This window comes from Pseudarthrobacter sulfonivorans, from assembly GCF_014712225.1.
Classification (GTDB): domain Bacteria; phylum Actinomycetota; class Actinomycetes; order Actinomycetales; family Micrococcaceae; genus Arthrobacter; species Arthrobacter sulfonivorans.
On record NZ_JACXBW010000004.1, the window covers coordinates 14778 to 41414 of the forward strand.

Consider the following 26637-nt stretch of genomic DNA (forward strand, 5'->3'; position numbering starts at 1 on the left):
GCACCGTTCTGATCGAATGTCCCACGCGCACACCGTTCTGATCGTGAACCTGCCCGGCCGCACGCCTGGCTCATGCTGATGTGGCGGTAGGCTTGAACCTGCTAATCAGTCAGCCACCGGCGCGAACGCGCGCCCTTTCGGGAGCATCAACCATGGCAAAGATCAGTCCTGAGCTGTTGTCCGTCCTGCGCTGTCCCGTGACCGGCTCGCCGCTGGTCCAGGAAGGCGAAGAACTTGTATCGACGGCGGCGGGGGAGTCGGGCGTGAAGCTCCGCTATCCGATCCAGGACGGCATCCCGCTCCTCCTTCCGCCGGAACTGCTGCAGGCCGCCACGGCTGCCGGCTCCGACCAGCACGACTCCGCGGCCTCCTGACTTTTACCCCCAATCGACTTGCACGCAGACGCTTCAACGCCGTCGCCGCTATCGGACAGAGCAAAGGAATACCATGACAACTGACTACAAGGTCGCCGACATTTCGCTGGCTGAAGCCGGACGCCACCAAATTCGGCTGGCCGAACACGAGATGCCAGGGCTGATGTCCCTTCGCAAGGAGTTCGGCCCCAGCCAGCCGCTGAAGGGCGCGCGGATCGCCGGCTCCCTCCACATGACGGTGCAGACCGCCGTCCTGATCGAAACCCTCACCGCGCTCGGTGCCGAGGTCCGCTGGGCCTCCTGCAACATTTTCTCCACCCAGGACGAAGCTGCGGCCGCCGTTGTGGTGGGCAGCGGCACAGTCGAGGACCCCCAGGGCGTTCCGGTGTTCGCCTGGAAGGGCGAAACCCTCGAAGAATACTGGTGGACTGCGCAGCAGATCCTCACATGGCCCGGGGCGGACGCTGACCCGGAGCTCGGCCCGAACATGATCCTGGACGACGGCGGCGACGCCACCATGCTGGTCCACAAGGGTGTTGAATTCGAAGCCGCCGGCGCTGTGCCGGCCGCAGCCGAGGATGAGTCCGAAGAAGGCAGGATCTTCCTGGACGTGCTCCGCGCCTCCCTCCAGGAGGACACCCAGCGGTGGACCCGGATCGGTTCCCGCCTGCGCGGCGTCACCGAGGAAACCACCACCGGCGTGCACCGCCTCTACCAGCTCGCGGAGCAGGGCAAGCTGCTGTTCCCGGCCATCAACGTCAACGACTCCGTCACCAAGAGCAAGTTCGACAACAAGTACGGCATCCGGCACTCCCTGCCGGACGGCATCAACCGCGCCACGGATGTCCTGATGGGCGGCAAGGTCGCCGTCGTCTGCGGCTACGGCGACGTCGGCAAGGGTGCGGCGGAGGCATTCCGCGGTCAGGGCTCACGCGTGATCGTCACCGAAATCGACCCCATTTGCGCGCTTCAGGCAGCCATGGACGGCTACCAGGTGGCCAAGCTTGAGTCCGTGCTGAGTGAAGGGCACATCTTCATCACCACCACGGGCAACAAGGACGTCATCATGGCCGAGCACATGGCCGGGATGCGTGACAAGGCGATCGTGGGCAACATCGGCCACTTCGACAACGAGATCGACATGGCCGGCCTCGCCCGGATTCCGGGCGTGAAGAAGGTCGAGATCAAGCCCCAGGTGCACGAGTGGGTGCTCGACGCCGGGACTGCGGAAGAGCGCTCCATCATCGTCCTGTCCGAGGGCCGCCTGCTTAACCTCGGCAACGCCACAGGCCACCCGTCCTTCGTGATGAGCAACTCGTTCGCCAACCAGACCATCGCCCAGATCGAGCTGTGGACCAAGCGGGACCAGCCCGAAGGTGAACGCGAGTACGAAAACCAGGTCTACGTCCTGCCCAAGATCCTCGACGAAAAGGTTGCCCGGCTCCACCTGGACGCGCTGGATGTCGAGCTCACCGAGCTGTCCAAGGAACAGGCCGAGTACCTGGACCTCGAGGTAGCCGGGCCGTACAAGCCGGAGCATTATCGTTACTGAGGTGTGACTCCCCGGGCGCGGACCGCGCCCGGGGTTGTTATCTTCAACCATTAAGATCGAAGCATGGAGCCTGAAGTAAAGCCACGCCGCATGTCGACCATCAAGAAGGTTTTTGTTGTGGCCGCCGTCTGCGTGCTTGCTGCAGCAGGCGGTGTCTTCGCCGCCGTCGCCCCGGGCCTCACCCGCGGTGCACTCGAATCGGAAGCAGCTTCCGCAGTCCGTTCGGCACCGGGCGTGGCATCGCCTGTGGTGGCTCCGGTCAAGGTGGACATCACGCCTGCTGCGGCCGCCAAACAGGTCAACCCGGCATCACCGGTCTCCGTGAAGGTGGGCAACGGCAGGATCGAGAGTGTCACGCTCACCAGCACCTCGGGCGAAGCAATCCCGGGCACCTTCGCCACCGATGGCAGCAGCTGGTCCGCTACGGCACCGCTGAAGTTCAACACTGAATACAGCTACACGTATGTGGTTACCGACGAAGCAGGACGCGATACCACCACCACGCAGTCATTCAATACGGTGTCCAGCACCCACGAGGCCGACGCCGCGATCTACCCCCTGGACGGCATGAAGGTGGGAGTGGGCCAGCCACTTCAGGTGGTCTTCAGCGAGCCGGTAGTCAACCGGGAGGCCGTGGAGAAGGCCATCAAGATCACCTCCAGCGCCGGCCAGAGGGGGGCCTTCCACTGGTTCAGCGACACCATGGTCCGGTATCGCCCGGAAGTCTTCTGGACCGCCAACTCCACCGTCACCATGGACATGCAGCTCTTCGGAGTGGACCTCGGCAATGGCCAGATCGCCAACTTCAACAAGAAGGCGAACATCCGTTTCGGTGACAAGAAAGTTGCCATCGCCGACGCCGCCGCGCACACCTTCACCCTCAGCGTCAACGATCAGGTGGTCAAGACCCTCCCGGTCAGCATGGGCGACAAACGCTTCCCGTCTGCCCGGGGCTACGCCGTGCTGATGGAGAAGAACCGCCATGACCACTTCCGCGCCGCGAGCATCGGCCTCAAACCGGGGGACCCTGCGTACTACGGTGAAGTGGATGTGGAATACTCCATCCGGCTGACACTCAGTGGGGCGTACATTCACCAGGCGCTCGAGTCCGCCTTCCCGTACATCGGCAACACCAATGTTTCCCACGGCTGCATCGGGTTCGCTCCCGACGGCGCGGCCTGGGTTTTTAACAACATGACCACGGGCGATGTGGTGCAGATCGTCAACACCGAGGGCGACTACGCCGCCTTGGACGACGGCTATGGGGACTGGAACATCCCTTGGGCCGAGTATGACAACTAGGCCGGTAGGCTCGAGACCAGACACCCTGCGCTGCCCGGACCAGAGCCGGGCAGTGCGGACCCCAACGGAAGTGACGCTGCTGTGAACGACAACTCGCCGACCCCTGCCAAGAGCACGGAGCCGCAGCCTGATCCGCACCTTGATGCTTCTTCGGACTCGGATGAGCCCGCATTCGCCTGGATGACGGGTCAGCCCGAAAGCCGCGCCGACCGCAAAGCCGCAGAGGCCGCCGTCGAACCTGCTGACCCTCAACCCGCCGCCGCTGAAACTGCTGCCGTTGAGCCTGCAGCGGCCGAGCCTGCCTGGGACGAACCTGCTGGGGACGAACCCGCCTGGGACGAAACGTCCCCAGCGGACCGCGCTGACGCCGGTCGCGCTGACGCCGGTCGTACCGCCGTCGCGTCTTCCGCTCTGGCCGTCGGGTCCTCCGCGGCGGCTGCCGGAAAGGAAACACCCCTCACCGGCGCGGCACGCCACCAGTCCAGCCCTTATAGTGAGCCGCTGCCCACCTCGGCACTCCAGATCCGCCCTCCCCAGGAGGAAGTGGAGCGCCGCAACGCAGAGCGGGAAAGCGCGGCCAACGCAAAACCGGTGGCCCCGCGCATCTGGCAGGTCCTCCTGGCCTTGTTCTACCCAGTGATCCTTTTGGTGCTCGCCGTCCGTGCAGTGACCAGCCCGCTGTTCCTGTGGGTCGAGTACAACAGGCCCGGTTTTCCCGGCGACGGGTACGGCTTCAGCACCGACGACAGGATGACCTACGGCTCCTACGCCGTCGACTACCTCAGCAACTGGGCAGGGCCGCGGTACCTCGGAGACCTGGTGAACCGCAGCGGGGGCAGTTTGTTCAAGGACGGCGAAGTCAGCCACATGGCGGACGTAAAACTGGTCATACTTTCGGCCTTCGCCGCGGGGGCGCTCCTGATCGTGCTCAGTATCGCGGCCATCGCCTACCTGCGCCGCCGAAGCACCGGGGGAGTGCGGCGGGGCCTGTTCGCGGGCTCCATCGTCTCCCTGGCAATCATCCTGGGCCTCGCGGCACTGGCCGTGCTCGGCTGGCAGCAGTTCTTCACGGAGTTCCACCGGCTGTTCTTCGCCAGCGGTTCCTGGACTTTCGCCCTTGAGGACACCCTGATTCGCCTGTTCCCGGGGCAGTTCTGGATTGATGCGGGCATCGTCATCGCCGGACTTGTCTTCCTGGCCTCGGTGGTCACCCTGATCCTCACCTGGCCCACGCGCCGCCGTCGCGGTCTGCCCAAAGACGACCAGGAACCCGCTGAGGTTCCGGCCTAACTGTCGTACAGTGCGGTAATCTCCGCTTCAAAATCACTGACGACGGCGGCCCTCTTGAGTTTCAGCGACGGCGTCAGGTGACCGGACTCTTCCGTGAGCGGCGCCGCCAGGATCGTGAAGCTGCGGACGGCTTCGGCCTTGGACACGAGTGTGTTGGCCTGGTCCACGGCCGTCTGGATCGCGCCCCGGATACGGGCGTCCCTGGCAGCTTCGGGCAGGGACAACAGCTTCACGCTGTTTTCCTGGCACCAGTTTTCGAGGCCGGCAGGGTCCAAGCTGACGAGCGCCGCAACGTAGGGTTTCCCGTCGCCCACCACCACTGCGTGGTCCACCAGTTGGTGCGTGCGGATCTTATCTTCGAGCGGTCCGGGAGCTACGTTCTTCCCACCGGCGGTCACCAGCAGGTCCTTCTTGCGGCCGGTGATGGTCAGGAAACCCTCGGGGTCGAGTTCGCCGAGGTCACCGGTGCGGAAAAATCCGTCCACGAAGGCCTCCGCGTTGGCCGCTTCATTGGCGTGGTATCCCTTGAAGACCCCGATGCCCTTGACCAGCACTTCGCCGTCCTCCGCGACTCGGATGGTGGTCCCCGGCAAGGGGATGCCCACGCTGCCCACGCGGGTGCGGCTGATCGTGTTGGCCGTACAGGGCGCCGTGGTTTCAGTCAGACCGTAGCCCTCCAAAACCGGGATGCCCGCCCCGCGGAAGAAATGCGCGTCGTCGGGTGCCAGCGGGCTGGCCCCGGAAACCATGTGGCCCACCCGGCCGCCGAAGACCTGGCGGACCCGGGCGTACACGAGCCGGTCAAAAAGGGCATGCTGCGCCCGCAAGGCGAAGCCCGGCCCGCTGCCTTGACCGCGGGCGGCGTTGTCCTGCTCGGTGGAATAGCGGATGGCCGCTGCAGAGGCCGCCCCGAAGATCCGTGACCTGCCTGCCATGGCCGCCTTGTGCGCGGCGGCTCCGCGTACCTTTTCGAAAATCCGGGGCACGGCCAGAAGGAAAGTCGGCCTGAATGTCCCCAGGTCCTCAAGCAATGCCGCAGCACTGTTGACGTGCCCCAGCGTTGCGCCTGCATGGAGGCAGGCCACCTGGACAGCGCGGGCCAGCACATGGGCCAAGGGCAGGAACATCAGTGTGCGCGCGTGGGCCTGTCTCAGGATCTCGGGCAGGAAAGCCGCCACATTCACGGCCACGAGCGCAAAATTACCATGGGTGATCTCGCAGCCTTTGGGGCGGCCGGTGGTGCCGGAGGTGTAAACCAGGGACGCGACGTCGGCCAGGCCGGCGGCGGTGCGGTGGCGTTCCAGTTCGGCGTCCGTTACCCCCATGCCGGCCGCCGAGAGGCTCGCCAGGTCCGGGGCTTCGCCGTCGAAGTCCATCCTGACCACACTGACCAGCCGGTCCCGCAGGACTGGCGACCCTTCGAGCACACCGGCGATCAGGGCCACTGTGTCACGGTTCTCGGCGAACACGTGGCGGGCCCCGGCGTCGTGCAAAATCCACTCCACCTGTCCGGCGGCGGCGGTCTCATAGACGGGCACGGTCACGCCGCCGGCGAACCAGACGGCGAAGTCAACCAGCGTCCAGTCGTAGCGGGTTGCGGACATCACCACCACGCTGTCTCCCGGCTCCAGGCCACCGGCAATCAGGCCCTTCGCGAGGGCCCGGACGTCACGCAGGAACTTGTGCGCGGGTACGTCAGTCCAGCCATTTGGGCCTTTTCGGGCGTACAGCGGGTGGGCAGTGTTGGCAGCTTCCTGCTGGAGCAGAAGGTCAGTGACATTGCTGTCCGGGTCCAGCTCCACCAGGAGTTCGGTGCTTGCTTCTCGCACGGGGCGTCTCCGTTCCGCAGCCGTACCGCGGCGCGGCTTTTTCGAGGGTGTGATGCCATCCTGCCTTAGATCCAGGACGGCATCCACATTCTGTAACGCCATTCCTCGTACGAAATGGTCTCTGCGGTCCACAAGGGGTAGAAGAAAGCGGACAGCAGGAGCGCAGCGGCGACGAACAGCGCCACCAGGTAGAGTCCGGAACGCCGACGCCAGAGCGGGTCGCCTTCCCGGCCCAGGACCAGGCCCAGGCAATAGGCGAGGGCGAGTATCAGGAACGGCTCAAAGGAGACGGCGTAGAAGAAGAACATGGTGCGTTCCGGATACAGGAACCACGGCAGATACCCCGCACCCACGCCCGCAAGGACTGCCCCTGCGCGCCAGTCCCGGCGTCCGGCCCACCAGAAGAGCAGGACCACCAGCGAGATCGCGGCACTCCACCAGATCAAGGGATTCCCGACTGAGAGGATGGCCGAGGAGCAGCGGGCGGCAGCGCACTCCAAGGTCTCCGGTCCCGGCTGCTGGTAGTAAAACGAGGTTGGCCGGCCCATGACCAGCCAGCTCCAGGCGCTGGCCTCATACGGGTGCTCCGAGCCCAGGCCCTGGTGGAATTTGTAGGCCTCCAGATGGTAGTGCGCCAACGAGCGGAGCGGGTCCGGCACCCAGCCCCACTCGGCGGACGGGTTGTTCTCGGCCCAGTGGCGGAAGTAGGCATCCTCAGAGCGGAACCAGCCGGTCCACGTTGCCGTGTACACCAGGGCGGCCACGGGAACCATGCTGATGAAGGCGGGCAGCCCGTCCTTAATGATTCCCCCGCTGATCCAGCCACGGATCCCTGCCACCCGCCGAGCATTAAGATCCCACAGGACAGTGAGGACACCGAACCCGGCGAGGAAGAACAGGCCAGACCATTTGGTACCTATGGCGAGGCCCATGTAGACGCCCGCAGCGACCCGCCACCATCGGATACCCAGCCACGGGCCGGCCAGGAGCTGGCCACCGGCCGGGCGGCCCGTCGTCGACGCCGCTGCCCGCCGTGCGAGCCGGGCAGCGAGGCGCCGCCGCCCGTCGTCGCGGTCCAGCAGTAGTGCCCCGAAGGCCGCCAGGATCCAGAACATCAGGAAAATGTCCAGCAGTGATGTCCGCGACATCACCAGGTGGTGGCCGTCGACGGCGAGCAGGAGTCCGGCCGCCGCGGCCAGTGGCAGGGAACGGAACAGCTTCAGGGCGATGAGCGTCAGAAGCAGCACGGACAGGGTGCCCGTCAGCGCAGCGCCGAACCGCCAGCCAAACGGATTATCCGATCCGAACAGCCACATGCCCCCCGCGATCATCCACTTGCCCACAGGAGGATGGACCACGTATTCGGGAGTGTTCAGCAGGATGGCAGGGTTGCCGGCGTTGAAGGAGTCGTTGGCTTTGTCCGGCCACGTGCGCTCGTAGCCACTGATCAGGTAGGAGTAGGCGTCCTTGACGTAGTACGTTTCGTCGAAGACCAGGCTGTGCGGGTTGTCCAGCCGCACAAAACGGAGGACGCCGCCGATCAGGGTGGTCAGGGCAGGAACCAGCCAAAACCAGATGCGCAACGACGGCGGGTAATCACGCCAGCTGCGGATGTCGCCAATGAGGCGCTCGCGGAGGGCTGCCGCGGAGTATGCCTCGGCCGGGCGGGCGATCCACGGCCGGCCGGCAGGGGGAATGGTTTCTCTGGCCTCGGCAGGCCGCATCGAGGTCTGCGTCACGAGCCCCATGCTACCTTTTGCCGCCTGCTTCCCCTGCCAGCAGTAGGCTGGTGGGGTGGACCCTAACCCCAGCACCTTCGCCGATTCCAGCCCTGCCGATCCCAGCCTTTCCGATCCCTCTACCGAAGCTGAGGCGGGCCAGAACGGCGTTTCTCCGGCCGCTGCCGGGCCGGGCCGGATCGTCCTGGCGGCCACGCCGATCGGTAACACCGGCGACGCCTCCGCCCGGCTGATCGAACTGCTTGGCACAGCGGATATCGTGGCGGCCGAGGACACCAGGCGCCTGCACCGCCTGGTCCAGAGCCTCGGCGTTACGGTTGCCGGGCGGGTCATCAGCTACCACGAACACAATGAGGCCACTAAGACGGCAGAGCTGTTGGAGCAGGTGCGGGCAGGGAAAACCCTCATCATGGTGACGGACGCCGGGATGCCGGCCGTGTCGGACCCCGGCTTCCGCCTCGTGGAAGGCGCTGTGGCGGCCGGGCTGACAGTGACCGCCGTCCCGGGGCCTTCTGCCGTGCTGACAGCCTTGGCACTGTCCGGACTCCCCACCGACCGCTTCTGCTTCGAGGGCTTCCTACCCCGGAAGGCGGGCGAGCGCGCGTCACGGCTTGCGGACCTGGCCGCCGAACGCCGGACCATGGTTTTCTTCGAGGCGCCGCACCGGCTTGAGGCGATGCTGCGTGCGCTCCGGGAACGCTTCGGCGCGGAGCGGCGGATCGCCGTCTGCCGCGAACTGACCAAGACCTATGAAGAAGTTATCCGCGGCACCGTGGGGGAATTGCTGCTGTGGGCAGAGAGCAACGAGGTCCGTGGCGAGATCGCGGTGGTGCTGGGCGGTGCACCCGAGCAGGCGCCGGGAACGCCCGAAGACCATGTGGCAGCCGTCAACGAGTTGATGGCCCAGGGCATCCGGCTTAAGGAAGCAGTGGCCGCCGTCGCTGAAGACGTGCGTGTCAGCAAGCGCGAACTGTACTCGGCGGTGCTGGCGGCGCGCTAAGTGGCGGCGCGCTGGGTGGCGGAACGGCGGGACGAAAGACATGCGCGGGCAGGCCTAAGACGGGCGTGAATCAACTCCCAAACAAACCGGAACGCATGGTTGTGCAGGTGCACAACTCGGGGCGAGCCCCGTGGTTCATTCAGGCGTAGACCCCCGGTCCGGCACAGCAGTACTGTGAAAAGTAATCAGCCACGAGGCGGGCCACCCGGGCCCCGCAGGGCTCAAAGAATCTTACTGACGAGGGAGTCACCGTGACCGTCACTGCACAAACTGCTGTTGTTACTGCAGACCGCGAGAGCGAGCTGCTGGCTTCTGTTCCTACCGGCCTGCTGATCAATGGTGAGTGGCGGGCCGCCGCTTCGGGGAAGACATTCGACGTCGAAGATCCCGCCACCGGGAAGGTGCTGGTGAGCATCGCCGACGCCGGCCCCGAGGATGGCATGGCGGCCCTGGATGCTGCCGCCGCCGCCCAGGAGTCCTGGGCGAAGGTGCCAGCCCGGGAGCGCGGCGAAATCCTGCGGCGGGCGTTCGATCTGGTGACGGAACGGGCCGAGGACTTCGCACTGCTGATGACGTTGGAGATGGGCAAGCCGCTGGCGGAGGCCCGGGGCGAAGTCACCTATGGCTCGGAGTTCCTGCGCTGGTTCTCCGAGGAGGCGGTGCGCGCGTTCGGCCGCTACTCCGTGTCGCCTGACGGCAAGTCCCGGCTGCTGGTCACCAAAAAGCCGGTGGGGCCGTGCCTGCTGATCACACCGTGGAACTTCCCGCTGGCCATGGCCACGCGCAAGATCGCCCCCGCGGTGGCCGCTGGCTGCACCATGGTGCTGAAGTCGGCCAACCTGACGCCGCTGACGTCCCAGCTGTTCGCTGCCGTCATGATGGAAGCTGGCCTGCCTGCCGGTGTGCTGAACGTCATTCCCACGTCTACCGCAGGCGCCACCACCGGCCCGCTGATCAAAGACCAGCGACTGCGCAAACTGTCCTTCACCGGCTCTACCGAAGTGGGCCGCCGCCTGCTGGCCGACGCCTCCGAAACCGTGCTGCGGACTTCCATGGAGCTCGGCGGGAACGCCCCGTTTGTGGTGTTCGAGGACGCAGATCTCGATGCCGCCGTCGCCGGCGCCATGCTGGCCAAGCTGCGCAACATGGGCGAGGCATGCACAGCCGCGAACCGCTTTATCGTGCACGAATCGGTGGCGGACGAATTCGCCGAGAAGTTCGCTGCGAAAATGCGCGACATGACCACGGCCCGTGGCACCGAGCCCGAGTCCAAGGTGGGTCCGCTGATCGATGCCAAGAGCCGGGACAAGGTCCATGAACTCGTCACCGACGCCCTGGCCTCCGGGGCCAAAGCAATCCTGGGCGGTGCCGCGGGTGACGGCCCGGGGTACTTCTATCAGCCCACCATCCTCACCGGCGTCACCGAAGGCACCCGGATCCTGTCTGAGGAGATTTTCGGGCCCGTCGCACCGATCATTACCTTCGGCACGGAAGAAGAGGCCGTCCGGCTGGCGAACAACACGGAATACGGGCTCGTGGCCTATGTCTTCACGAGGGACCTGAACCGCGGGATCCGGATGGGCGAACGCCTTGAAACCGGCATGCTGGGCCTCAACGCGGGCGTCATCTCCAATGCGGCAGCACCGTTCGGCGGCGTCAAGCAGTCCGGGCTGGGACGCGAAGGCGGCCTCGAAGGCATCGAGGAATACCTGTACACCCAGTACATCGGGATCGCTGACCCTTACGCAGGCTGAACGGGAAGAGCTGGTTCCCGGAGGGGCGCTAGCGGGAAGTGCAGCTGACCGGAGGGGCCGCCGCTCATCCTGTCACTAAGCGTGTGCTGTCTTTAAGCGTGTCCTGTCACTGGCCGCCTCGCGGACGAAACAGTCGGCCGCGGACCCCAAACCAGAAGCGCGCTACGGCTCTGACCGCCCGGCGGGTCAGCGTGCTGACCCCGCGGAAGGGAGCTGCCAGGAGCCGGGCCCAGTGGCCCAGGACCGACGCCGGGAGCCAGGCGGCGCGCAACCGCCGGGGGAGCGGGGCGTTGTCGCGCAGCGACTGTTGCACCGCCGAGATGCGCGGTGCAACCCCGTCGGGCTTCTCTGCAGAGGTCGCGGGGCCGGCCGGCCGGCCGTAGTTCCGGCGTTCGAAGTCGGCGGTCAGCGTGAGGACGGCCTGGTGCGCCTCGTCCTCCATGCCGCCAGGCTCCCCGAGCAGGGCCGAACGCCGGAGGCGTGCAGAGTAGGCCCGGGCCGTTTCGCTTGACTGCGGCGGCAGGCCGTAGTCCGTGCCAAGGTCGCGCAGTTCAGCCCAAGCCAGCGGAACGGCGTCACCTGTGTCCGGTTCTGGCCGTTGAAGCCGCCGGGAGCGGATTCCCACGCGGACCAGCCGTGGCGACGCCAGGAGGAGGAGCAGCCCCAGGACACCGGCTACGCCCGGCAGCCACGGCAGGAGCAGCCGGCCGAAGTCGTTGCTGCCGCCGGAGCCCGGAAGGGGCGCCGCCGTGGCGCTCGGCGCCGGTACAGGGGATGTTGCGTTCGGCAGCAGGTCATCGTTGTTTTCAATGAGGTCAGGAGAGCCGGGGCTGACCGGTTCGGTAGCATAGCCAGGCACGACGCCGCGTGACGGGGTGGGCTCGAAGGGCACCCAGCCCAATCCCTGGAAGTAGAGCTCCGGCCAGGCATGGGCGTCGCGGGCATCCACTTCGTACTCCGGAAGGGCCCCCAGCCCGGCAACAGAGACGCTGGCGCCAGTCGCCCGGCCCGGCGCGTAGCCGACGGCGATGCGGCTGGGAATTCCCTCCAGCCGGGCCATCACTGCCATGGCGGAGGAGTAATGGATGCAGTAGCCGCTCTTCTGGGTGAGGAAATCGGCCAGTACGGAAAGCCCGTTTCCGTCGTAGCCGCCCTGGACGGGGGACTGCAGGGAGTAAGTGAACTCTCCCGAGCGCAGATATCTCTGAATGGCCATCGCCTTGGCGTAAGCGTTGTCGCTGGAACCGGTCACCGCATCAGCGGTGCGGCGGACTATGTCTGGCACGCCGCCGGGAATCCTGGTGAATTCGGCCGGGATTCCGCGCACGTCCTGGGAGGACTGCCGAAGCATGGCGGCGGTGAGCTCCGGCACGGAGGACGCCACAATATATTGCTGGGCGCGCGTGTTGGTGTTGAGTCCCTTGACGGCCAGGGTGGCGGGGTCCCACGTCCAGGACCCGTTGAGCCCGCGGATTAATTCCGGCGCATAAGGCAACGGCAGGTACGGGCTGGTAAAAGTGCCAGTGTCCACCACGGTGACCTGCCGCTGCTGCGGGGCGGTGATGTCATAGCCGGTCTGGATTTGCCCGGAAACAGGCCGGCGTTCTGCGTCCCGGTCATCGGGTCCCCAGGTTTCGCCGTCGAAATTGTCCACCGTGACGGAGCGCAGGTACAACGGCGCGGACGCGTTGGTGGCGTAAGTGATCCGACCCGAGCCGGCAGGGGTCCGCAGGCTGTTGCCGAGGGTGATCATCGGATTCAGGCCGGTGCCGGCACCCCAGGGGTTCAGGCGGGAGCCCTGGGGGAACGTACCGTGGTCGAAACCCGGAATGGCCAGCGGAACCGCCAGGGTGGCCACCAGGGCCACGGTGCCCGTGAGCACTGCCCGCCGGAGATGCCCGGGAGTCCGCCCGCTGTCCGCCGAGGTACGGGAATCAGGGGAAAACCATTGGCTGCAGGCCAGGATCAGCAGGTAGCCGGCCGCCGCAGCGCCGAATCCCCAGGCACCTACACTCTGCGGTTTCACCATGGCAGGAACCACCATGATGGCAAGCAGGCCAAGGCCGGTTGTGGCTGGCATGCCGAGGGGGACGGCCAGCACGTCAATAAGGATGACGGTCAGGCCCAGGACGGCGCAGGTGACCATCACGATCCCCGCGTTCGGGGCCACCGGCGCGCTTTCGGCGAGTACGGTCTCGCTGGCACGGCGAACGAACCTGTCCAGTTCGTTCATGGTCGCCCCGGAGGGAATGAAGCCGGCGATACCCGTGCTGCGGAAGAAAGTCAGGGTGAGGATCGCAATCAGGGATGCGAAGCCGCCCGCCGCCACCAGGGCCGGATGGGTGCGCAGGGAGCGAAGCACGGCGAGGGTCAGGCACACCACCACTACCGTCGTCAGGACGGGGAGGTACCAGGCCCACCCCCGCAGGACACCGTTGAGGGACAAAGCTGCCCCGGCCACCGATAGCGCGACTGCACCGGCCATGGCCCACGGGTATGCCCCCACCCGGACGGGAGCCGGTCCCGGGCTGCCTGACGCGGTGCCCGCGGCCGCGCCGGGGGGCCGCGGTTCACGCCGGGCATTTCGTTCCGGTGCCAGCGTCACCGCCCCACCTCCGCTCCCCGGCGGACGTCGGCTGCCGCTGTGGCCGGCGCCGCTCCTTCCTCGTCAAAGTAACTCCAGGCCACGGGTACGGCAACCGAGGCCGGCACGGCAACAGCCCGCCAGCCGCCCCGGCGCAGTGCTTCCAGGGCTTCTTCGGAATCCGCGGGCCGCTCGGACACGATGATGGCGAAGGCATTCGCGCCGTAGCCTGCGCCCGACGCCAGTGCCCTGGCTTCGGCTGGCGAGATCCTGCCGAGCACCGCGATGATGGGCCCGCGCATCCGGTGCGCTGACAGCTTGTCCATCAGGTGGTCGTCGAAAACGTCGGGACTTGAGTCGTGGCCGCCGTGGTCCCTCACAGCGCGCCTTTCCCTGCCTGAGTGCAGTTCCCACCCGCCGTGGTGCGGCCCGGACAGGTGGATGGCGGCGAGGCTCTCAGCGATGCACTGCAGGCCCGATGTCCCCGAGAACTCCTCCGCATCCGGCTCGGGTGCGGAGGGGGAACGGAGGAAAGCCGGCTCGCCACGGGGATCCAGGAGGCGCAGGGCGTAGTTCCGCTCCGCCAGGTGAGTGCAGATGGACATCGCTGCCACCACTGCCCACTCAAACGTGCCGCTGCTCGCCATCTCATGGCCGTCCACGGCAGGCGTTCCCCCGAAACCCGGGCCGGAGCTCCCCGAAAACGCCCCAAACCGCTGATCCAGGATGATGGTGGCTTCCGGCGTCGTCACTGACTCCTCCTGCCGCACCATGAGCTCGCCATGGCGGGCGGTGGCTGCCCAGTGGACCCGCCGCATCGGATCGCCCGGGCGGTATTCACGGGTCATCACGTCGTCATCGCTGGGGTTGGCGCGGGTACGGGTGGCGGTGATGCCGTCGTTGCCGCGGGCACCCGCGAGGCCCGTCACGGGAAGCTCGACGGCGGCGGGCGTGACGGTGAGGAGGTCGCCGTCGTCGATGGCCCGGCGGTGCAGGGACAGACCGAACGGATCAGTGAACTCGGCAGTCACGGGGCCGATCAGGAACTGCCCGCGTTTGGTGGAGTGCAGGTGGTATTCATACCTGCTTGTCCCGCCGGTGGCTGACCGTGCAGGAAAGCGAAAGGCCGGGGACTCGCCAAACCGCGGGGGCAGCTTCTCCTCCATGATCGCCCGCCCGCCTCCCGAACCGCTCCGGGCCACCGCAAGCCGGACGGTAGTAGCCGCCGAGGTCTCCACCGGGGAGGGGTGGAATTCCCGGTACACCTGGAAGCGCGGCTTCACGAGCCGGATCCCCGCAAGGGCGGCTAAAGGCAGGACGATGAGCAGCACACCCAGGCTCAGGAGGTCCCGACGTCCCATGATCTGCGCCGCCACCAAGGAGAGGGCGCCTGCCGCCAAAAGCCCCCATCCGCGCTGGCTGAAGAGATGCCGGGGAAACCGATCAAGCAGCGCCATGGGAATGCCCTGCCTAGTGGTTCCGCCGCAACCCGGCCGGCGCGGCCGAGGACCGGGCCTGACGGTTCACCGGGTCCTGGCTCACTGGAAGCCGGGACAGGATCCCCCGGATAACGGTGTTCGGCGTCTCACCGGCACCCGCAGCCTTGCGGTCCAGGATGATGCGGTGGGCCAGCACTGACTCCGCCACACCCACGACGTCGTCGGGCAGCACGAAGTCACGGCCGTCCAGCGCCGCCGTGGCTTTGGCAGCCCGGAGCAGTTGGAGCATGGAACGTGGGCTCGCACCCAGCCGGAGCAGGGGACTCTCACGCGTCGCCCTGCCCACGGAGACGGTGTATTCCTTCACCGCCTGGGACACATAGACCTGCTGGACGGTGGCGATCATCGCGGCCACCTCCGCCGCGGTGACAACCGCGGACAACTTGGCCAGCGGCGAGGTTGCCTGATGGGTCTCCAGCATTTCGATCTCGGAGTCCTTGTCCGGGTAGCCCATGGAGATGCGCGCCATGAACCGGTCCCGCTGGGCCTCGGGAAGGGGGTAGGTCCCTTCCATCTCGATGGGGTTCTGCGTGGCCACCACCATGAATGGCTCATCGAGCTTGTAGGAATCTCCGTCCACGGTGACCTGATGTTCCTCCATGCACTCCAGCAGCGCAGACTGGGTCTTGGCGGAGGCGCGGTTGATCTCATCACCGATGACGATGTTGGCGAAGACGGCCCCGGGCCGGAATTCGAACTGGCGCGTTGACTGGTTGTAAATGGACACGCCGGTCACGTCCGAGGGCAGCAGGTCGGGGGTGAACTGAATCCGGCTCACCGTGCAGTCGATGGTCCGGGCCAGGCTCTTTGCCAGCAACGTCTTCCCCACACCGGGGACGTCCTCAAGCAGAAGGTGGCCCTGGGCGAGGAGCACCGTCAGGGCCAGCCTGGCGGCATCGGATTTTCCGTCGATCACGGTGTTGATCGAGTCAAGGATGCGACGGCTGGCGGCGTGGAATTCCGCGGCGTCCATGGCGGACGTCCGGTGGCCGTTGAGGTGCCCCACCTGTCCGGAGACCGCGGTGAAGTTCCGGCCGGCCGGGGATACCTCGTTGACTGCGGTGCGGCGGTGGGGGTCCATCTGCAACCTTTCAGCCCGGGGATCACCTGGGACGGGACAGCCGGCCTGCCTTCGCCCAGCGTTGGGCGTTCGCATCTGTTGGTACCAGACTACTAACACAACTGCCGGTGCTGACAGAGAGTTCCCTGAATTCTGCCGGCATCCGGCGGCGCTAGGGTGGAGGAATGTGCAATTCGCTGATTCCCGCCGCATACCGCGTGGCCGGGGCCGATGAGCCGGCCGGTTCCGGCCAGCAGAAGCGCCCCGATTATCCGCCGGCGCCGGAACCCCTTCCGGTTCCCGTGATGGACAACCATACGCACTTCGATTTCCCCAACGGCGACAGCCCGGTGGCCATTGCCGCCGCGTTGGACGCAGCCCAGGCCGTGGGTGTGCAGGGCGCCGTCCAGGTGGGTACGGACCTCGAGTCTTCCCGGTTCACCGTCCAGGCCGTCGACCTGGACAGCAGGCTGCTGGGGGCGGTGGCGCTGCACCCGAACGACGCCCCGGACTATGCCAGTCGCGGCGAGTTGGAGGAAGCGCTGGCTGAGATTGAACGGTTGGCCGCCCATCCGAGGATCCGGGCCATCGGAGAGACAGGCCTTGATTTCTTCCGCACGGAGGGCGAGGGCCTGGCCCACCAGCGTTATTCCTTCCGCCGGCACATTGACATTGCCAAGCGACTGAACCTGACCCTCCAGATCCATGACCGGGACGCGCACGACGACGTTGTGCAGGTTCTGCGCGAAGAGGGGGCCCCGGAGCGGGTGGTGTTCCACTGCTTCTCCGGTGATGAGGAGCTTGCCAGGATCTGCAACGAGGCGGGCTGGAACATGTCGTTTGCGGGAACGCTGACATTCAAAAACGCCGCCAACCTCCGGGCTGCGCTCGCGGTGGCAGACCCGGCACTTGTGCTGGTGGAAACCGACGCTCCGTTCCTGACCCCGCATCCGCACCGGGGCCGCCCCAACGCCAGTTACATGGTGCCCTACACCGTCCGCGCCATGGCCGAATTGACAGGAACGGACCTCGCCGGGCTCTGCGCCGGGATCAGCGAAAATACCGTGCGGGCATACGGTTCCTGGGCTTAGCGCAGCCATTTTCGTGACCCCTCCGCACGATACTCAGTATGCGAATTTCTTGGTCGGTTTATAACGCTACGGTTACAGTGGAGAATTATTAGCCGGGGTCGGGGAAGGCCTTCGGATAATTTCACTTCACTCGCAGAAGCTCAGGCACGTATCTGATGCCCGCTGCCCTGGGAGCGAAGTGTGGCGGCGCAACGGTGCCCGGAGCTGTCCTCAGGGTCATGCGCCGGCTATTTCACTGCGTTTTTCCCCGTGCCCGGATGGATCTAAAGTTACGGGCAATCGTGGTCAAGCTCTTCACAACGGACGGCAAGTTCAGTTTCATCAAAATCGGCACCCAACTCTTGGTGCTCTGCGCGCTGGTAGCAGGCCTCGTCGCCTTCGTCGGAAATAACAAAACCGTTACCCTGAATGTCGATGGAAAAGTGACTTCGGTCCAATCCTTCGGCGGCACGGTTGGCCAAGTAGTAAAAAGCGCAAACGTGGAACTGAAGCCAGCTGACCGCGTCTCGCCTTCGGCGGACGCCAAAGTGGAGAACGGCACTGTCATCAACGTCAACATGGCCAAGGACGTCAAGGTCAGCCTGGACGGTGCCGAGAAAACCGTCAGCACCACCGCACCGGATGTTGCCGGCCTGGTCACCGAACTCGGAATAGCGAGTGCCTCATCGGTTTCCGTGCCCAAGGATGCGCAGCTCGCCGTGGCAGGTTCCTTTGTTTCCATCTCGACCCCAAAGAGCATCAGCATTGTTGCTGACGGCAAGGTCTCCACTGCCACCACGACGGCGGGAACCGTCGCCGAGGTGCTCGAAGACGCCGGCATCACTCTCGGCGTCGATGACCGCACGTCCCAGCCCGGCAACGCGCACGTGGTGAACAACATGGTTGTGAAGGTTTCCCGCGTGGACACCAGCCAGACCGCCGCCACCAGCGAAGAGGTGGGCTTCGACAGCATGAGCACCGAAAGCGACGAGCTGTTCAAGGGTGAGAAAAAGGTCACCCAGGCGGGCGTCGCCGGAAAGGTCGACAAAACCTTCAAGCTGGTGCTGGTGGACGGCCGCGAAGCATCCCGGACGCTCGTCTCCGAAGCTGTTTCGGTCCAGCCTGTGACGGAAAAGGTCACCGTGGGCACCAAGGCAAAGCCTGCGGCCACGGCACCTGCGGCGGGCGCCAACACCGGTGCTGCAGCCCCGGCCATGATGAACGAAGCCATGTGGGACAAGATCGCCCAGTGCGAGGCCGGCGGAAACTGGTCCATCAACACGGGCAACGGCTACTACGGCGGCCTCCAGTTCGACATCCGGACCTGGATCGGTTCCGGTGGCGGCGCATACGCCCCGAACGCAAGCTTGGCCACCAAGGCCCAGCAGATCGATATCGCCAATAAGGTCTACGCGCAGCGTGGCCTGCAGCCGTGGGGCTGTGGCTGGGCCGCCACAAGCTAGGCACCCCCTCTCAAACACCTGTGACGGCGGCAGCTGACCACAGCCGCCAGGTACGCAGTCATCAGTGGCCGGCCCCGGGATACCCGGGGCCGGCCACTGCCGTTAACCCGCAACGGTCATCGCAAAGACGGCGCGGGAACGCCACGAAGCGGGCGGTGCGTGATGGCCGCCGGGATAGGATACCTACGTGACTGAACCGACTGCCGCCGCGCCCGCACCCCTCTTCGGTGCCTCCGACATACGCCGCCTGGCAGAGGAAATTGGCATCCGGCCCACCAAGACCCTTGGCCAGAACTTCGTCATTGACGGCAACACCATCCGCAGGATCGTGTCCGTGGCCAGCATCGGGGCGGACGAGACGGTGCTGGAAGTCGGCCCTGGCCTCGGTTCGCTCACGCTGGGCCTGCTGGACGCCGCAAAGGCCGTGGTCGCCGTCGAAATTGATCCGGTCCTCGCCGCCAAGCTCCCGGAAACGGTACGGACGTGGCGCCCCGAAGCGGCGGACTCGTTCCACCTCGTCCAGGCCGACGCGATGAAGGTCACGTCCCTTCCCGTTGAGCCCACCGCCCTCGTGGCGAACCTGCCTTACAACGTGGCTGTGCCGGTGGTCCTGCACCTGCTCCAGCACTTCCCGAGCCTGCAGCACGGCCTGGTGATGGTCCAGGACGAAGTGGCGGACAGGCTGGCCGCCGGGCCAGGTTCGAAGACCTATGGAGTACCCTCCGTTAAGGCCGCCTGGTACAGCAGTATGCGCAAGGCCGGAGTGATCGGTATGAACGTGTTCTGGCCCGCCCCGAAGATCCACTCCGGCCTCGTGGCCTTTACCCGGCGGGAGGCGCCTGTCACGACAGCCACCCGCGCGCAGGTGTTCGCCGTCATTGATGCGGCCTTCGCCCAGCGCCGCAAGACCCTGCGGGCAGCCCTGGCGGGCTGGGCCGGCGGCGCTGCGGAGGCCGAACGCTGCCTGGTGGCCGCAGGAGTGGACCCCACGGCGCGGGGCGAAGTCATCGACATCAACGCTTTCGCACGGATCGCTGAAGCCCGCGAGGCCACGGCGTGAATGCGCTGGCCGGGCGGTTTCCCGCTCGGACAGTTCGGGTGAAAGCGCCCGGAAAAGTCAACGTCTCCCTGGACGTAGGGCCGCTGCGCGCCGACGGGTACCATTCCGTGGCCAGCGTCTACCTGGCCGTTTCCCTCTATGAGGAGGTTGCGGCCACCAGTACGCAGACGCCCGGGATCACGGTCAGCATCAGTCCGGAGAGCACCCTGGACCTGGACGGGGTGGACATCCCGCTGGATGAAACCAACCTGGCCTACAAGGCCGCGGCCATGATGGCCGATGTTTCGGAGCACGCCACCGGCGTCCACCTGGCGATCACCAAGCGCGTCCCGGTGGCTGGCGGCATGGGTGGCGGGTCGGCCGACGCCGCCGCTACCCTCCTGGCCTGTGACGCCCTGTGGAACAGCGGGCTGTCCAAAGACGAGCTGGCACACATCGCCGCCGACCTGGGCGCCGATGTCCCCTTTTCCCTCCTCGGCGGCACCGCCGTGGGACTGGGCGTGGGCGATGAACTCTCGCCGGCGTTGGTCAAAGCACGGACAGACTGGGTCCTGGTGGCAGCAGATTACGGCCTGGCCACTCCCGAGGTCTTCCGCACGCTGGACCGCCTCCGGGACGCTGAAGGCCACGAAGCAGCCGAGCCAACGGCCGTGGATCCCCGGATCCTGCAGGCGCTCCGCGGGGGTGACGCCGTCGCCCTCAGCCGGGTCCTGGTCAACGACCTCCAGCGGGCCTCCATTGAACTTGCCCCCAAGCTCCGCCATACGCTGGGACGGGGCGAAGCACTCGGCGCCCTGGCAGGGATTGTCTCCGGCTCCGGTCCCACCGTGGCGCTCCTGACCCACAGTCCTTCCGCCGCCGACAGCCTGGCGGAGGACCTGCGGCATTACGGGCTGACGGCCCTTCCAGTCCACGGGCCCGTGCACGGCGCCCGCATCATCTCCGATACCCTCCTTTAAAGCACCAAACCTCACCCAGCAGCAGAAAGCAGTCCCCTTTGGCACACCTTCTTGGCGGCGAGAACCTCACAGTTTCGTACGCAACGCGCACCGTCCTGGACGGCATCACCCTTGGACTCGAGGAGGGTGACCGGATCGGCATGGTGGGCCGGAACGGTGACGGTAAGTCGACGCTGATGCGCCTGCTGGCCATGCGGTCCACCCCGGACTCCGGCCGCGTGACCAAGCGCAGCGAGGTCAACATCGGCTACCTGGACCAAAGCGACGTGCTCGACGGCGACCTCACCGTCGGTGCCGCGATCGTGGGGGACCAGGCCGACTATGAATGGGCCCGCAACCCGCAGATCCGCGAAGTCATGGGCGGTCTGGTGTCCGACGTCGACTGGCACGCCAACGTCCACGCCCTCTCCGGCGGGCAGAAACGGCGCGTGGCACTGGCCAAGCTCCTCATCGAGGACCACGACGTCATCATGCTCGATGAGCCCACCAACCACCTCGACGTCGAAGGCGTCGCCTGGCTGTCCCGGCACCTGAAGACCCGTTGGCGGGCCAACCAGGGCGCCTTCCTGGTGGTCACGCACGACCGCTGGTTCCTCGACGAAGTCTGCAACAAGACCTGGGAAATCCACGACGGCATCATGGACCCGTTCGACGGCGGCTACGCCGCCTACGTCCTGGCCCGCGCCGAGCGCGACCGGGCCGCGAACGTTATGGAAAGCAAGCGCCAGCAGCTTGTCAAGAAGGAACTCGCCTGGCTGCGCCGCGGCGCCCCGGCCCGCACAGCCAAGCCCAAGTTCCGCATCGAGGCCGCCAACGCCCTGATTGCGGACGTCCCCGAGCCGCGTGACTCGACGGCCCTGAGCAAGATGGCCACCGCCCGGCTCGGCAAGGACGTGCTGGACCTCGAGCACGTGTCCCTCGACTTCCTCGGCGGCGACGCCGGCCAAAAGCTCTTCGACAACATCACCCTGCGCCTTGCCCCGGGTGAGCGGCTGGGCCTGGTGGGCGTCAACGGCGCCGGCAAGACCACCCTGCTGAAGCTCCTGAACGGCGAGATCCAGCCGAGCTCCGGCAAGGTCAAGCGCGGCAAAACCGTGGTCACCGCAGTGCTCACCCAGGAAGTCAAAGAGCTCGACGACGTCTCCGACCTGCGCGTCATCGAGGTCATCGAGCGCGAGAAGCGGTCCTTCAACGTGGGCGGCAAGGAATTCACGGCCGGCCAGCTCGTGGAGCAGCTTGGCTTCACCAACGAGAAGCAGTGGACCCCGGTCAAGGACCTCTCCGGCGGTGAGCGCCGCCGCCTCCAGCTGCTGCGCCTGCTCGTGGGCGAACCCAACGTACTGATGCTCGATGAGCCCACCAACGACCTCGACACCGACACGCTCGCCGCCGTCGAGGATGTCCTGGACGGCTGGCCCGGCACCCTCGTGGTGGTCAGCCATGACCGCTACCTGCTGGAGCGTGTCACCGACCATCAGATGGCGCTCCTGGGCGACGGCAAAATCCGTGCCCTGCCGCGCGGCGTGGACCAGTACTTGGAACTGCGGGAATCCGCCCTCGCGGGCTCCACCATCACCGGCGGCGGCAACCCCGTGACCGGCGCCAGCGGCAGTTCCGCCCCCGCCTCGAGCGGCGCGTCCGAAGCCGCCAAGCGCGACGCCCGCAAGGCCAAGAACCGCATCGAACGCCAAATGGGCAAACTCGAACAGGCGGAGAAGAAGGTCCACGACCAGATGGTCAAAAGCACCGCTGATTCCGACTTCGACGCCCTCGCCCAACAAAACAAGAAACTCAAGGACCTCGCAGGGGAGCGAGAGGCGTTAGAACTCGAATGGCTCGAAGCCCTGGAAGTCCTCGGCGAGTAGCCCCTTCTGTCGTCTCCGGCCCGCGTTGCGTGCCGGAGGCGACACGTCCGGGGGTCTGTGCGGCTTGGGTGCCGGAACCGGTCCTTCCGCGTCGCTTAGACGCGTCACATAGGGAGTGCTCCGGTCGCTGAGCGACCTCCGCACTCCGATGTGCCGCGATGCGCTCCTTTCGGAAGAACCAGCTCCGGCGAACTGACGTCACCTTCCCAAAGGATCGCCTCCCGACAAAGCACGTCACCCCATGCCGTGGTACAGCAGGCAACCCGCGCGGAACGTTCGGCATGGGGTACTCGTGATGGGCGCCCTGACGCGCGTGTTTGGGTAGTGCAGCGCGGCGTCAGACGCTCGATCGGAACCGTCGGCAATTGCGTTTCGCGGAGTTCCCCAAATGGAAGTTTGAGCACAAGTGGTGCGGGGGGCCTTCGCGTAGTCGCGCATCGCGGGCCATCGGGCACATAAGGTCGCTCAGCGACCGTTGAGCCCCTATGGCTCGTGTCTAAGCGACGGCGAAGGGCCACTGCGCCGCGAAGGTGACAACGGAGGCTTGCGACGGGCCTCTGCGCCGCGATGGCAACCACAGGAGCTTGTAAAGGCAACCAGAAGATCAACCCTCGGACTGCAGTTCGGGGTCCTTTTTGAGGCCCGTCAGGCCGTTCCAGGCGAGGTTTACCAGGTGTGCGGCTACGGTTTGTTTGTCGGGCCGGCGGCTGTCCTGCCACCACTGGCCGGTCATGGCCACCATGCCCACGAGCATTTGCGCGTACATGGCCCCGTCTTCGGCGCTGAGGCCGCGGCGGTCGAATTCGTCGGACAGGATGTGTTCAACGCGGGCCGTGACGCGGGAGAGCAGGGTGGAGAAGGCGCCTTCGGGCTGGGACGGGGGAGCGTCCCGCATCAGGATCCGGAAGCCTTCGGTGTGGTCTTCGATGTAGGTGAGCAGGGCCAGGGCGGCACGTTCGACGAGGACGCGGGGTTTCGCTTCCTCGGTCAGGGCTGCGGTAATCGCATCCAGGAGGATCCGGAACTCGAAGTCCACCACCTGGGTGTAGAGGCCCTCCTTGGAGCCGAAGTGCTCGTAGATCACGGGTTTTGAAACGCCGGCGCAGGCCGCGATTTCCTCGATGGTGGTGCCGTCGAGTCCTCGTGCGGCGAACAGGCCACGGCCGACCTCAACCAATTGGCTGCGCCTCTGCACGCCTGTCATCCGGGCCCGGGGTGGGTTGTTACTCACATTTCCATCATGCCTTAGGGGCGCCGGCTGGCGCGGTTAAAACGGCCGGAACGGCCTGCGGGACAGGACCTGGGGTGCCCTGATTACTGCCCGTGTCGCGGGCTGCCCTGAACCCATGGCAAAATAACTACTTGTGCCTTGGGCTTGCGCCTCTGGCACGGTCCGCCCTGGTGTAATGGCAGCACCCCGGCCTTTGGAGCCGTGGAGTATAGGTTCGAATCCTATGGGCGGAACTGCTGTGCCGAGAGCGTCCAGTAGTATGAACTCGGTGCCCCGCAAGGCTTGTGGCCGGCCAGGCACCGCACCCAGCGCCACGCGCAACCAAGCCAAGGAGAGCCCGTACGTGATCCCCGAGAATACCGGCCCAGCCGCCGTCATTGTTCTGGCAGCAGGCGCCGGTACCCGGATGAAATCCCGTACCCCCAAGATCCTGCATGAGATCGGCGGCCGGTCCATGGTGGGCCACGCCCTCCTCGCGGCCCGCAGCATCAACCCCGGGCGGTTGGCCCTGGTGGTCCGCCACGAACGCGACCTGGTTGCCCGCCACCTGAAGGAACTGGACCCGGAAGCCCTGATCGTGGACCAGGACGAGATCCCCGGCACCGGACGTGCCGTCGAAGTCGCACTCGCGGCCTTGGACGCCGAGGAAAAGCTTTCCGGCACCGTCGTGGTGACTTACGGCGACGTTCCCCTCCTCAGCGGCAGCCTCCTGGCCGACCTGGTGGCAACACACGAACGCGAAGGCAATGCCGTCACGGTCCTCACCGCCCTCCTCACCGACGCCACGGGCTACGGCCGGATCCTCCGCGGCGATGACGGCTCCGTCACCGGCATCCGTGAACACAAGGACGCCACGGACACCGAACGGCTGATCCGCGAGGTCAACTCCGGCATCTATGCTTTCGACGCCGCCGTCCTCCGCGACGCGCTGGTCCACGTCACCACGGACAACTCGCAGGGCGAAAAATACCTGACCGATGTGCTGGGCCTGGCGCGTCAGTCCGATGGGCGGGTTGCCGCCGTCGTCACCGAAGACCGCTGGCAGGTGGAGGGCGCCAACGACCGCGTGCAGCTCGCGGCCCTCGGCGCCGAACTGAACCGCCGCACGGTCGAAGCCTGGATGCGGGCCGGAGTCACCGTTGTTGACCCCGCCACCACCTGGATCGATTCCACCGTCACCCTTGATGAGGACGTCCGCATCCTCCCCAACACCCAGCTGCACGGCGCCACCAGCGTGGCGAGGGACGCCGTCGTCGGCCCCGACTCAACCCTGACCGATGTCCGCATCGGCGAGGGCGCCACCGTGACGCGCACCCACGGTTCCGGTGCTGTCATCGGTGCTGGCGCCGCCGTCGGACCCTTCACCTACCTGCGGCCAGGCACGGTGCTGGGCGATACCGGCAAGATCGGCGCCTTCTACGAAACCAAGAATGTCACCATCGGCCGTGGTTCCAAGCTGTCCCACCTCGGTTACGCCGGTGACGCTGAAATCGGCGAGGACACCAATATTGGCTGTGGCAACATCACCGCCAATTACGACGGCGAGAAGAAGCACCGCACGGTGATCGGCTCGGGTGTCCGCACAGGTTCCAATACCGTGTTTGTTGCACCGGTCACCGTGGGGGACGGTGCCTACAGCGGCGCCGGCGCGGTGATCCGCAAAGACGTCCCGGCCGGGGCGCTCGTCGTGTCGGTTGCTGCCCAGCGCAATGCCGAAGGCTGGGTTGTTGCCAACCGCCCCGGCTCGCGCTCCGCAGAGCTGGCCAAGGCCGCCGCGTCAGACTCCTCAAATACCCCGGCATCAACAGAAGAGGGCAAGTAATAATGAGCGAAATTACCGCACACGGCGAGAAGAAGCTGGTGCTTGCCGCTGGGCGGGCCCACCCCGAACTGGCGCGGGAAATCGCGAAGGAGTTAGGGACCGAGCTGCTCCCCATTGACGCCTACGATTTCGCCAACGGCGAGATCTACGTGCGCGCCGGCGAGAGCGTCCGGGGCACCGACGCATTCGTCATCCAGGCCCACCCTGCCCCGCTTAACAACCACTTGATGGAACAGCTGATCATGATCGATTCGCTGAAGCGGGCCTCCGCCAAGCGGATCACCGTGGTATCCCCGTTCTACCCGTATGCACGCCAGGACAAGAAGGGCCGCGGCCGCGAACCCATCTCCGCCCGGCTCGTGGCGGATCTGTACAAGACCGCCGGCGCCGACCGCATCATGAGCGTTGACCTGCACACCTCCCAGATCCAGGGCTTCTTCGACGGCCCCGTTGACCATCTGATGGCCATCCCGCTCCTCGCCGACTACATCCGGACCAAGGTCGGCGCCGACAACGTCACGGTCGTCTCCCCGGACACCGGCCGCGTGCGTGTTGCGGAGCAGTGGGCTGAGCGCCTGGGCGGGGCTCCGCTGGCATTCGTGCACAAGAGCCGTGACCTCACTGTCCCCAACCAGGCCGTATCCAAGACGGTCGTGGGCCAGGTCGAAGGCCGGACCTGCGTGCTGATCGATGACATGATCGACACCGGCGGCACCATCTCCGGAGCGGTCCAGGTGCTCATGAATGCCGGCGCCAAGGACGTCATCATCGCCGCAACCCATGCAGTGTTCTCCGACCCCGCCGCCCAGCGGCTGGCCGAATCGGGGGCCCGTGAAGTGGTGGTCACCAACACCCTGCCCATCGCCTCCCACCAACGCTTCCCGCAGCTCACGGTGCTGTCCATCGCGCCGCTCATCGCCCGTGCCATCCACGAAGTGTTCGACGACGGTTCGGTCACCAGCCTGTTCGACGGCAACGCCTGAAGCCAGGGCCCACACCGGCAGGGTTCCCTCAGTGAGCTTGCGAGCTTAGGGAGCTGATGGGGATGGCCCCTGGCGCCGGTCCCGTTTTCAGTATTCGGGACCGGCGCTGGTAAACTTTTCTACGATACCTTGGCGAGGGAGAGCAGTCTCCGTTATCGACTGGGTCTGAATCTCCCTTCCGGATGGGCGCCACACGGCCGC

At 66.2% G+C, this 26637-nt stretch carries 19 protein-coding genes and 1 tRNA gene; 14 read left to right on the forward strand and 6 right to left on the reverse strand.

Translation table 11 applies throughout. The features are described 5' to 3' along the window. Positions 1–152 precede the first annotated feature (152 nt). The 4 genes from IAQ70_RS06455 to IAQ70_RS06470 all read left to right on the forward strand — a co-directional run bounded on the left by IAQ70_RS06455 (position 153) and on the right by IAQ70_RS06470 (position 4518). Positions 153–374, forward strand: a complete 222-nt coding sequence (locus IAQ70_RS06455; RefSeq protein ID WP_190988495.1) for a Trm112 family protein — start codon at positions 153–155, stop codon at positions 372–374. A gap of 73 nt (positions 375–447) precedes the next feature. After that, complete coding sequence (ahcY, locus tag IAQ70_RS06460) at positions 448–1926, forward strand: adenosylhomocysteinase (protein WP_190988496.1); 1479 nt, start codon at positions 448–450, stop codon at positions 1924–1926. 63 nt (positions 1927–1989) lie between these two features. Beyond that, entirely contained in the window at positions 1990–3228 is a 1239-nt protein-coding gene (locus tag IAQ70_RS06465) for a L,D-transpeptidase (RefSeq protein WP_190988497.1), read from the forward strand. 81 nt (positions 3229–3309) lie between these two features. Beyond that, entirely contained in the window at positions 3310–4518 is a 1209-nt protein-coding gene (locus IAQ70_RS06470) for a TIGR01906 family membrane protein (RefSeq protein ID WP_190988498.1), read from the forward strand. Here IAQ70_RS06470 and IAQ70_RS06475 read toward each other — a convergent pair. Together IAQ70_RS06475 and IAQ70_RS06480 are read right to left on the reverse strand one after the other, a co-directional pair. Continuing rightward, positions 4515–6347, reverse strand: a complete 1833-nt coding sequence (locus IAQ70_RS06475) for an AMP-dependent synthetase/ligase (protein ID WP_190988499.1) — start codon at positions 6345–6347, stop codon at positions 4515–4517. The genes IAQ70_RS06470 and IAQ70_RS06475 overlap by 4 nt on opposite strands. A gap of 65 nt (positions 6348–6412) precedes the next feature. Then, positions 6413–8095: a dolichyl-phosphate-mannose--protein mannosyltransferase gene (locus IAQ70_RS06480; RefSeq protein WP_190988500.1), complete on the reverse strand. Its 1683-nt coding sequence runs from the start codon at positions 8093–8095 to the stop codon at positions 6413–6415. A 169-nt stretch (positions 8096–8264) separates the two neighbouring features. On the opposite strand from IAQ70_RS06480, the gene rsmI reads away from it, so the two are divergent. Both rsmI and IAQ70_RS06490 read left to right on the forward strand, forming a co-directional pair. Continuing rightward, the gene (gene rsmI / locus IAQ70_RS06485; protein WP_190988735.1) at positions 8265–9086 is read left to right on the forward strand and encodes a 16S rRNA (cytidine(1402)-2'-O)-methyltransferase; all 822 of its coding nucleotides are present in this window, start codon (positions 8265–8267) and stop codon (positions 9084–9086) included. A gap of 251 nt (positions 9087–9337) precedes the next feature. Beyond that, on the forward strand, positions 9338–10840 hold the full coding sequence (locus tag IAQ70_RS06490) for an NAD-dependent succinate-semialdehyde dehydrogenase (RefSeq protein ID WP_190988501.1): 1503 nt from the start codon (positions 9338–9340) through the stop codon (positions 10838–10840). Positions 10841–10946: 106 nt separating this feature from the next. Here IAQ70_RS06490 and IAQ70_RS06495 read toward each other — a convergent pair whose 3' ends face one another. Genes IAQ70_RS06495 through IAQ70_RS06505 form a run of 3 tightly spaced genes read right to left on the reverse strand, consistent with a single transcriptional unit; the run spans position 10947 to position 16004 of the window. Continuing rightward, the gene (locus tag IAQ70_RS06495; RefSeq protein WP_317983601.1) at positions 10947–13445 is read right to left on the reverse strand and encodes a transglutaminase family protein; all 2499 of its coding nucleotides are present in this window, start codon (positions 13443–13445) and stop codon (positions 10947–10949) included. Next, positions 13442–14881 (reverse strand): DUF58 domain-containing protein, encoded by a 1440-nt coding sequence (locus IAQ70_RS06500; protein WP_190988502.1) that lies wholly within the window; start codon positions 14879–14881, stop codon positions 13442–13444. Before IAQ70_RS06500 ends, IAQ70_RS06495 begins: the two co-directional genes overlap by 4 nt. Positions 14882–14894: 13 nt before the next feature. Then, positions 14895–16004: an AAA family ATPase gene (locus IAQ70_RS06505; RefSeq protein WP_190988503.1), complete on the reverse strand. Its 1110-nt coding sequence runs from the start codon at positions 16002–16004 to the stop codon at positions 14895–14897. Positions 16005–16168: 164 nt separating this feature from the next. Here IAQ70_RS06505 and IAQ70_RS06510 point away from each other — a divergent pair, with 164 nt between their 5' ends. The 5 genes from IAQ70_RS06510 (at position 16169) to IAQ70_RS06530 (ending at position 22400) form a co-directional block, all read left to right on the forward strand. Beyond that, the gene (locus IAQ70_RS06510; protein ID WP_190988504.1) at positions 16169–17074 is read left to right on the forward strand and encodes a TatD family hydrolase; all 906 of its coding nucleotides are present in this window, start codon (positions 16169–16171) and stop codon (positions 17072–17074) included. 281 nt (positions 17075–17355) lie between these two features. Continuing rightward, positions 17356–18516 (forward strand): ubiquitin-like domain-containing protein, encoded by a 1161-nt coding sequence (locus tag IAQ70_RS06515; protein WP_190988505.1) that lies wholly within the window; start codon positions 17356–17358, stop codon positions 18514–18516. Positions 18517–18703: 187 nt separating this feature from the next. Then, on the forward strand, positions 18704–19576 hold the full coding sequence (rsmA, locus tag IAQ70_RS06520; protein ID WP_190988506.1) for a 16S rRNA (adenine(1518)-N(6)/adenine(1519)-N(6))-dimethyltransferase RsmA: 873 nt from the start codon (positions 18704–18706) through the stop codon (positions 19574–19576). Beyond that, positions 19573–20535: a 4-(cytidine 5'-diphospho)-2-C-methyl-D-erythritol kinase gene (locus IAQ70_RS06525; RefSeq protein WP_190988507.1), complete on the forward strand. Its 963-nt coding sequence runs from the start codon at positions 19573–19575 to the stop codon at positions 20533–20535. The genes rsmA and IAQ70_RS06525 overlap by 4 nt, the downstream gene beginning before the upstream one ends. 38 nt (positions 20536–20573) lie before the next feature. Beyond that, entirely contained in the window at positions 20574–22400 is a 1827-nt protein-coding gene (locus tag IAQ70_RS06530) for an ABC-F family ATP-binding cassette domain-containing protein (protein WP_190988508.1), read from the forward strand. 604 nt (positions 22401–23004) lie between these two features. On the opposite strand, the gene IAQ70_RS06535 is transcribed toward IAQ70_RS06530, so the two are convergent. Then, entirely contained in the window at positions 23005–23631 is a 627-nt protein-coding gene (locus tag IAQ70_RS06535) for a TetR/AcrR family transcriptional regulator (protein ID WP_190988509.1), read from the reverse strand. 161 nt (positions 23632–23792) lie between these two features. Between IAQ70_RS06535 and IAQ70_RS06540 the strand changes: the two genes are divergently transcribed. The 3 genes from IAQ70_RS06540 to IAQ70_RS06550 all read left to right on the forward strand — a co-directional run bounded on the left by IAQ70_RS06540 (position 23793) and on the right by IAQ70_RS06550 (position 26436). Next, a tRNA-Gln gene (locus IAQ70_RS06540) sits at positions 23793–23864 on the forward strand. Between the two features lie 110 nt (positions 23865–23974). Next, positions 23975–25453 (forward strand): bifunctional UDP-N-acetylglucosamine diphosphorylase/glucosamine-1-phosphate N-acetyltransferase GlmU, encoded by a 1479-nt coding sequence (gene glmU, locus IAQ70_RS06545; RefSeq protein WP_190988510.1) that lies wholly within the window; start codon positions 23975–23977, stop codon positions 25451–25453. 2 nt (positions 25454–25455) lie between these two features. Further along, positions 25456–26436 (forward strand): ribose-phosphate diphosphokinase, encoded by a 981-nt coding sequence (locus IAQ70_RS06550; protein WP_190988511.1) that lies wholly within the window; start codon positions 25456–25458, stop codon positions 26434–26436. The last annotated feature ends 201 nt before the right edge of the window (positions 26437–26637 follow it).

What these genes read in the sequence shown, in the direction of transcription:
- IAQ70_RS06505 (WP_190988503.1), bottom strand. Translation starts at nt 16,004, where the DNA reads ATGGACCCCCACCGCCGCACCGCAGTCAACGAGGTATCCCCGGCCGGC.
- IAQ70_RS06455 (WP_190988495.1), top strand. Translation starts at nt 153, where the DNA reads ATGGCAAAGATCAGTCCTGAGCTGTTGTCCGTCCTGCGCTGTCCCGTG.
- IAQ70_RS06480 (WP_190988500.1), bottom strand. Translation starts at nt 8,095, where the DNA reads ATGGGGCTCGTGACGCAGACCTCGATGCGGCCTGCCGAGGCCAGAGAA.
- IAQ70_RS06510 (WP_190988504.1), top strand. Translation starts at nt 16,169, where the DNA reads ATGTGCAATTCGCTGATTCCCGCCGCATACCGCGTGGCCGGGGCCGAT.
- IAQ70_RS06500 (WP_190988502.1), bottom strand. Translation starts at nt 14,881, where the DNA reads ATGGCGCTGCTTGATCGGTTTCCCCGGCATCTCTTCAGCCAGCGCGGA.
- IAQ70_RS06550 (WP_190988511.1), top strand. Translation starts at nt 25,456, where the DNA reads ATGAGCGAAATTACCGCACACGGCGAGAAGAAGCTGGTGCTTGCCGCT.
- ahcY (WP_190988496.1), top strand. Translation starts at nt 448, where the DNA reads ATGACAACTGACTACAAGGTCGCCGACATTTCGCTGGCTGAAGCCGGA.
- IAQ70_RS06465 (WP_190988497.1), top strand. Translation starts at nt 1,990, where the DNA reads ATGGAGCCTGAAGTAAAGCCACGCCGCATGTCGACCATCAAGAAGGTT.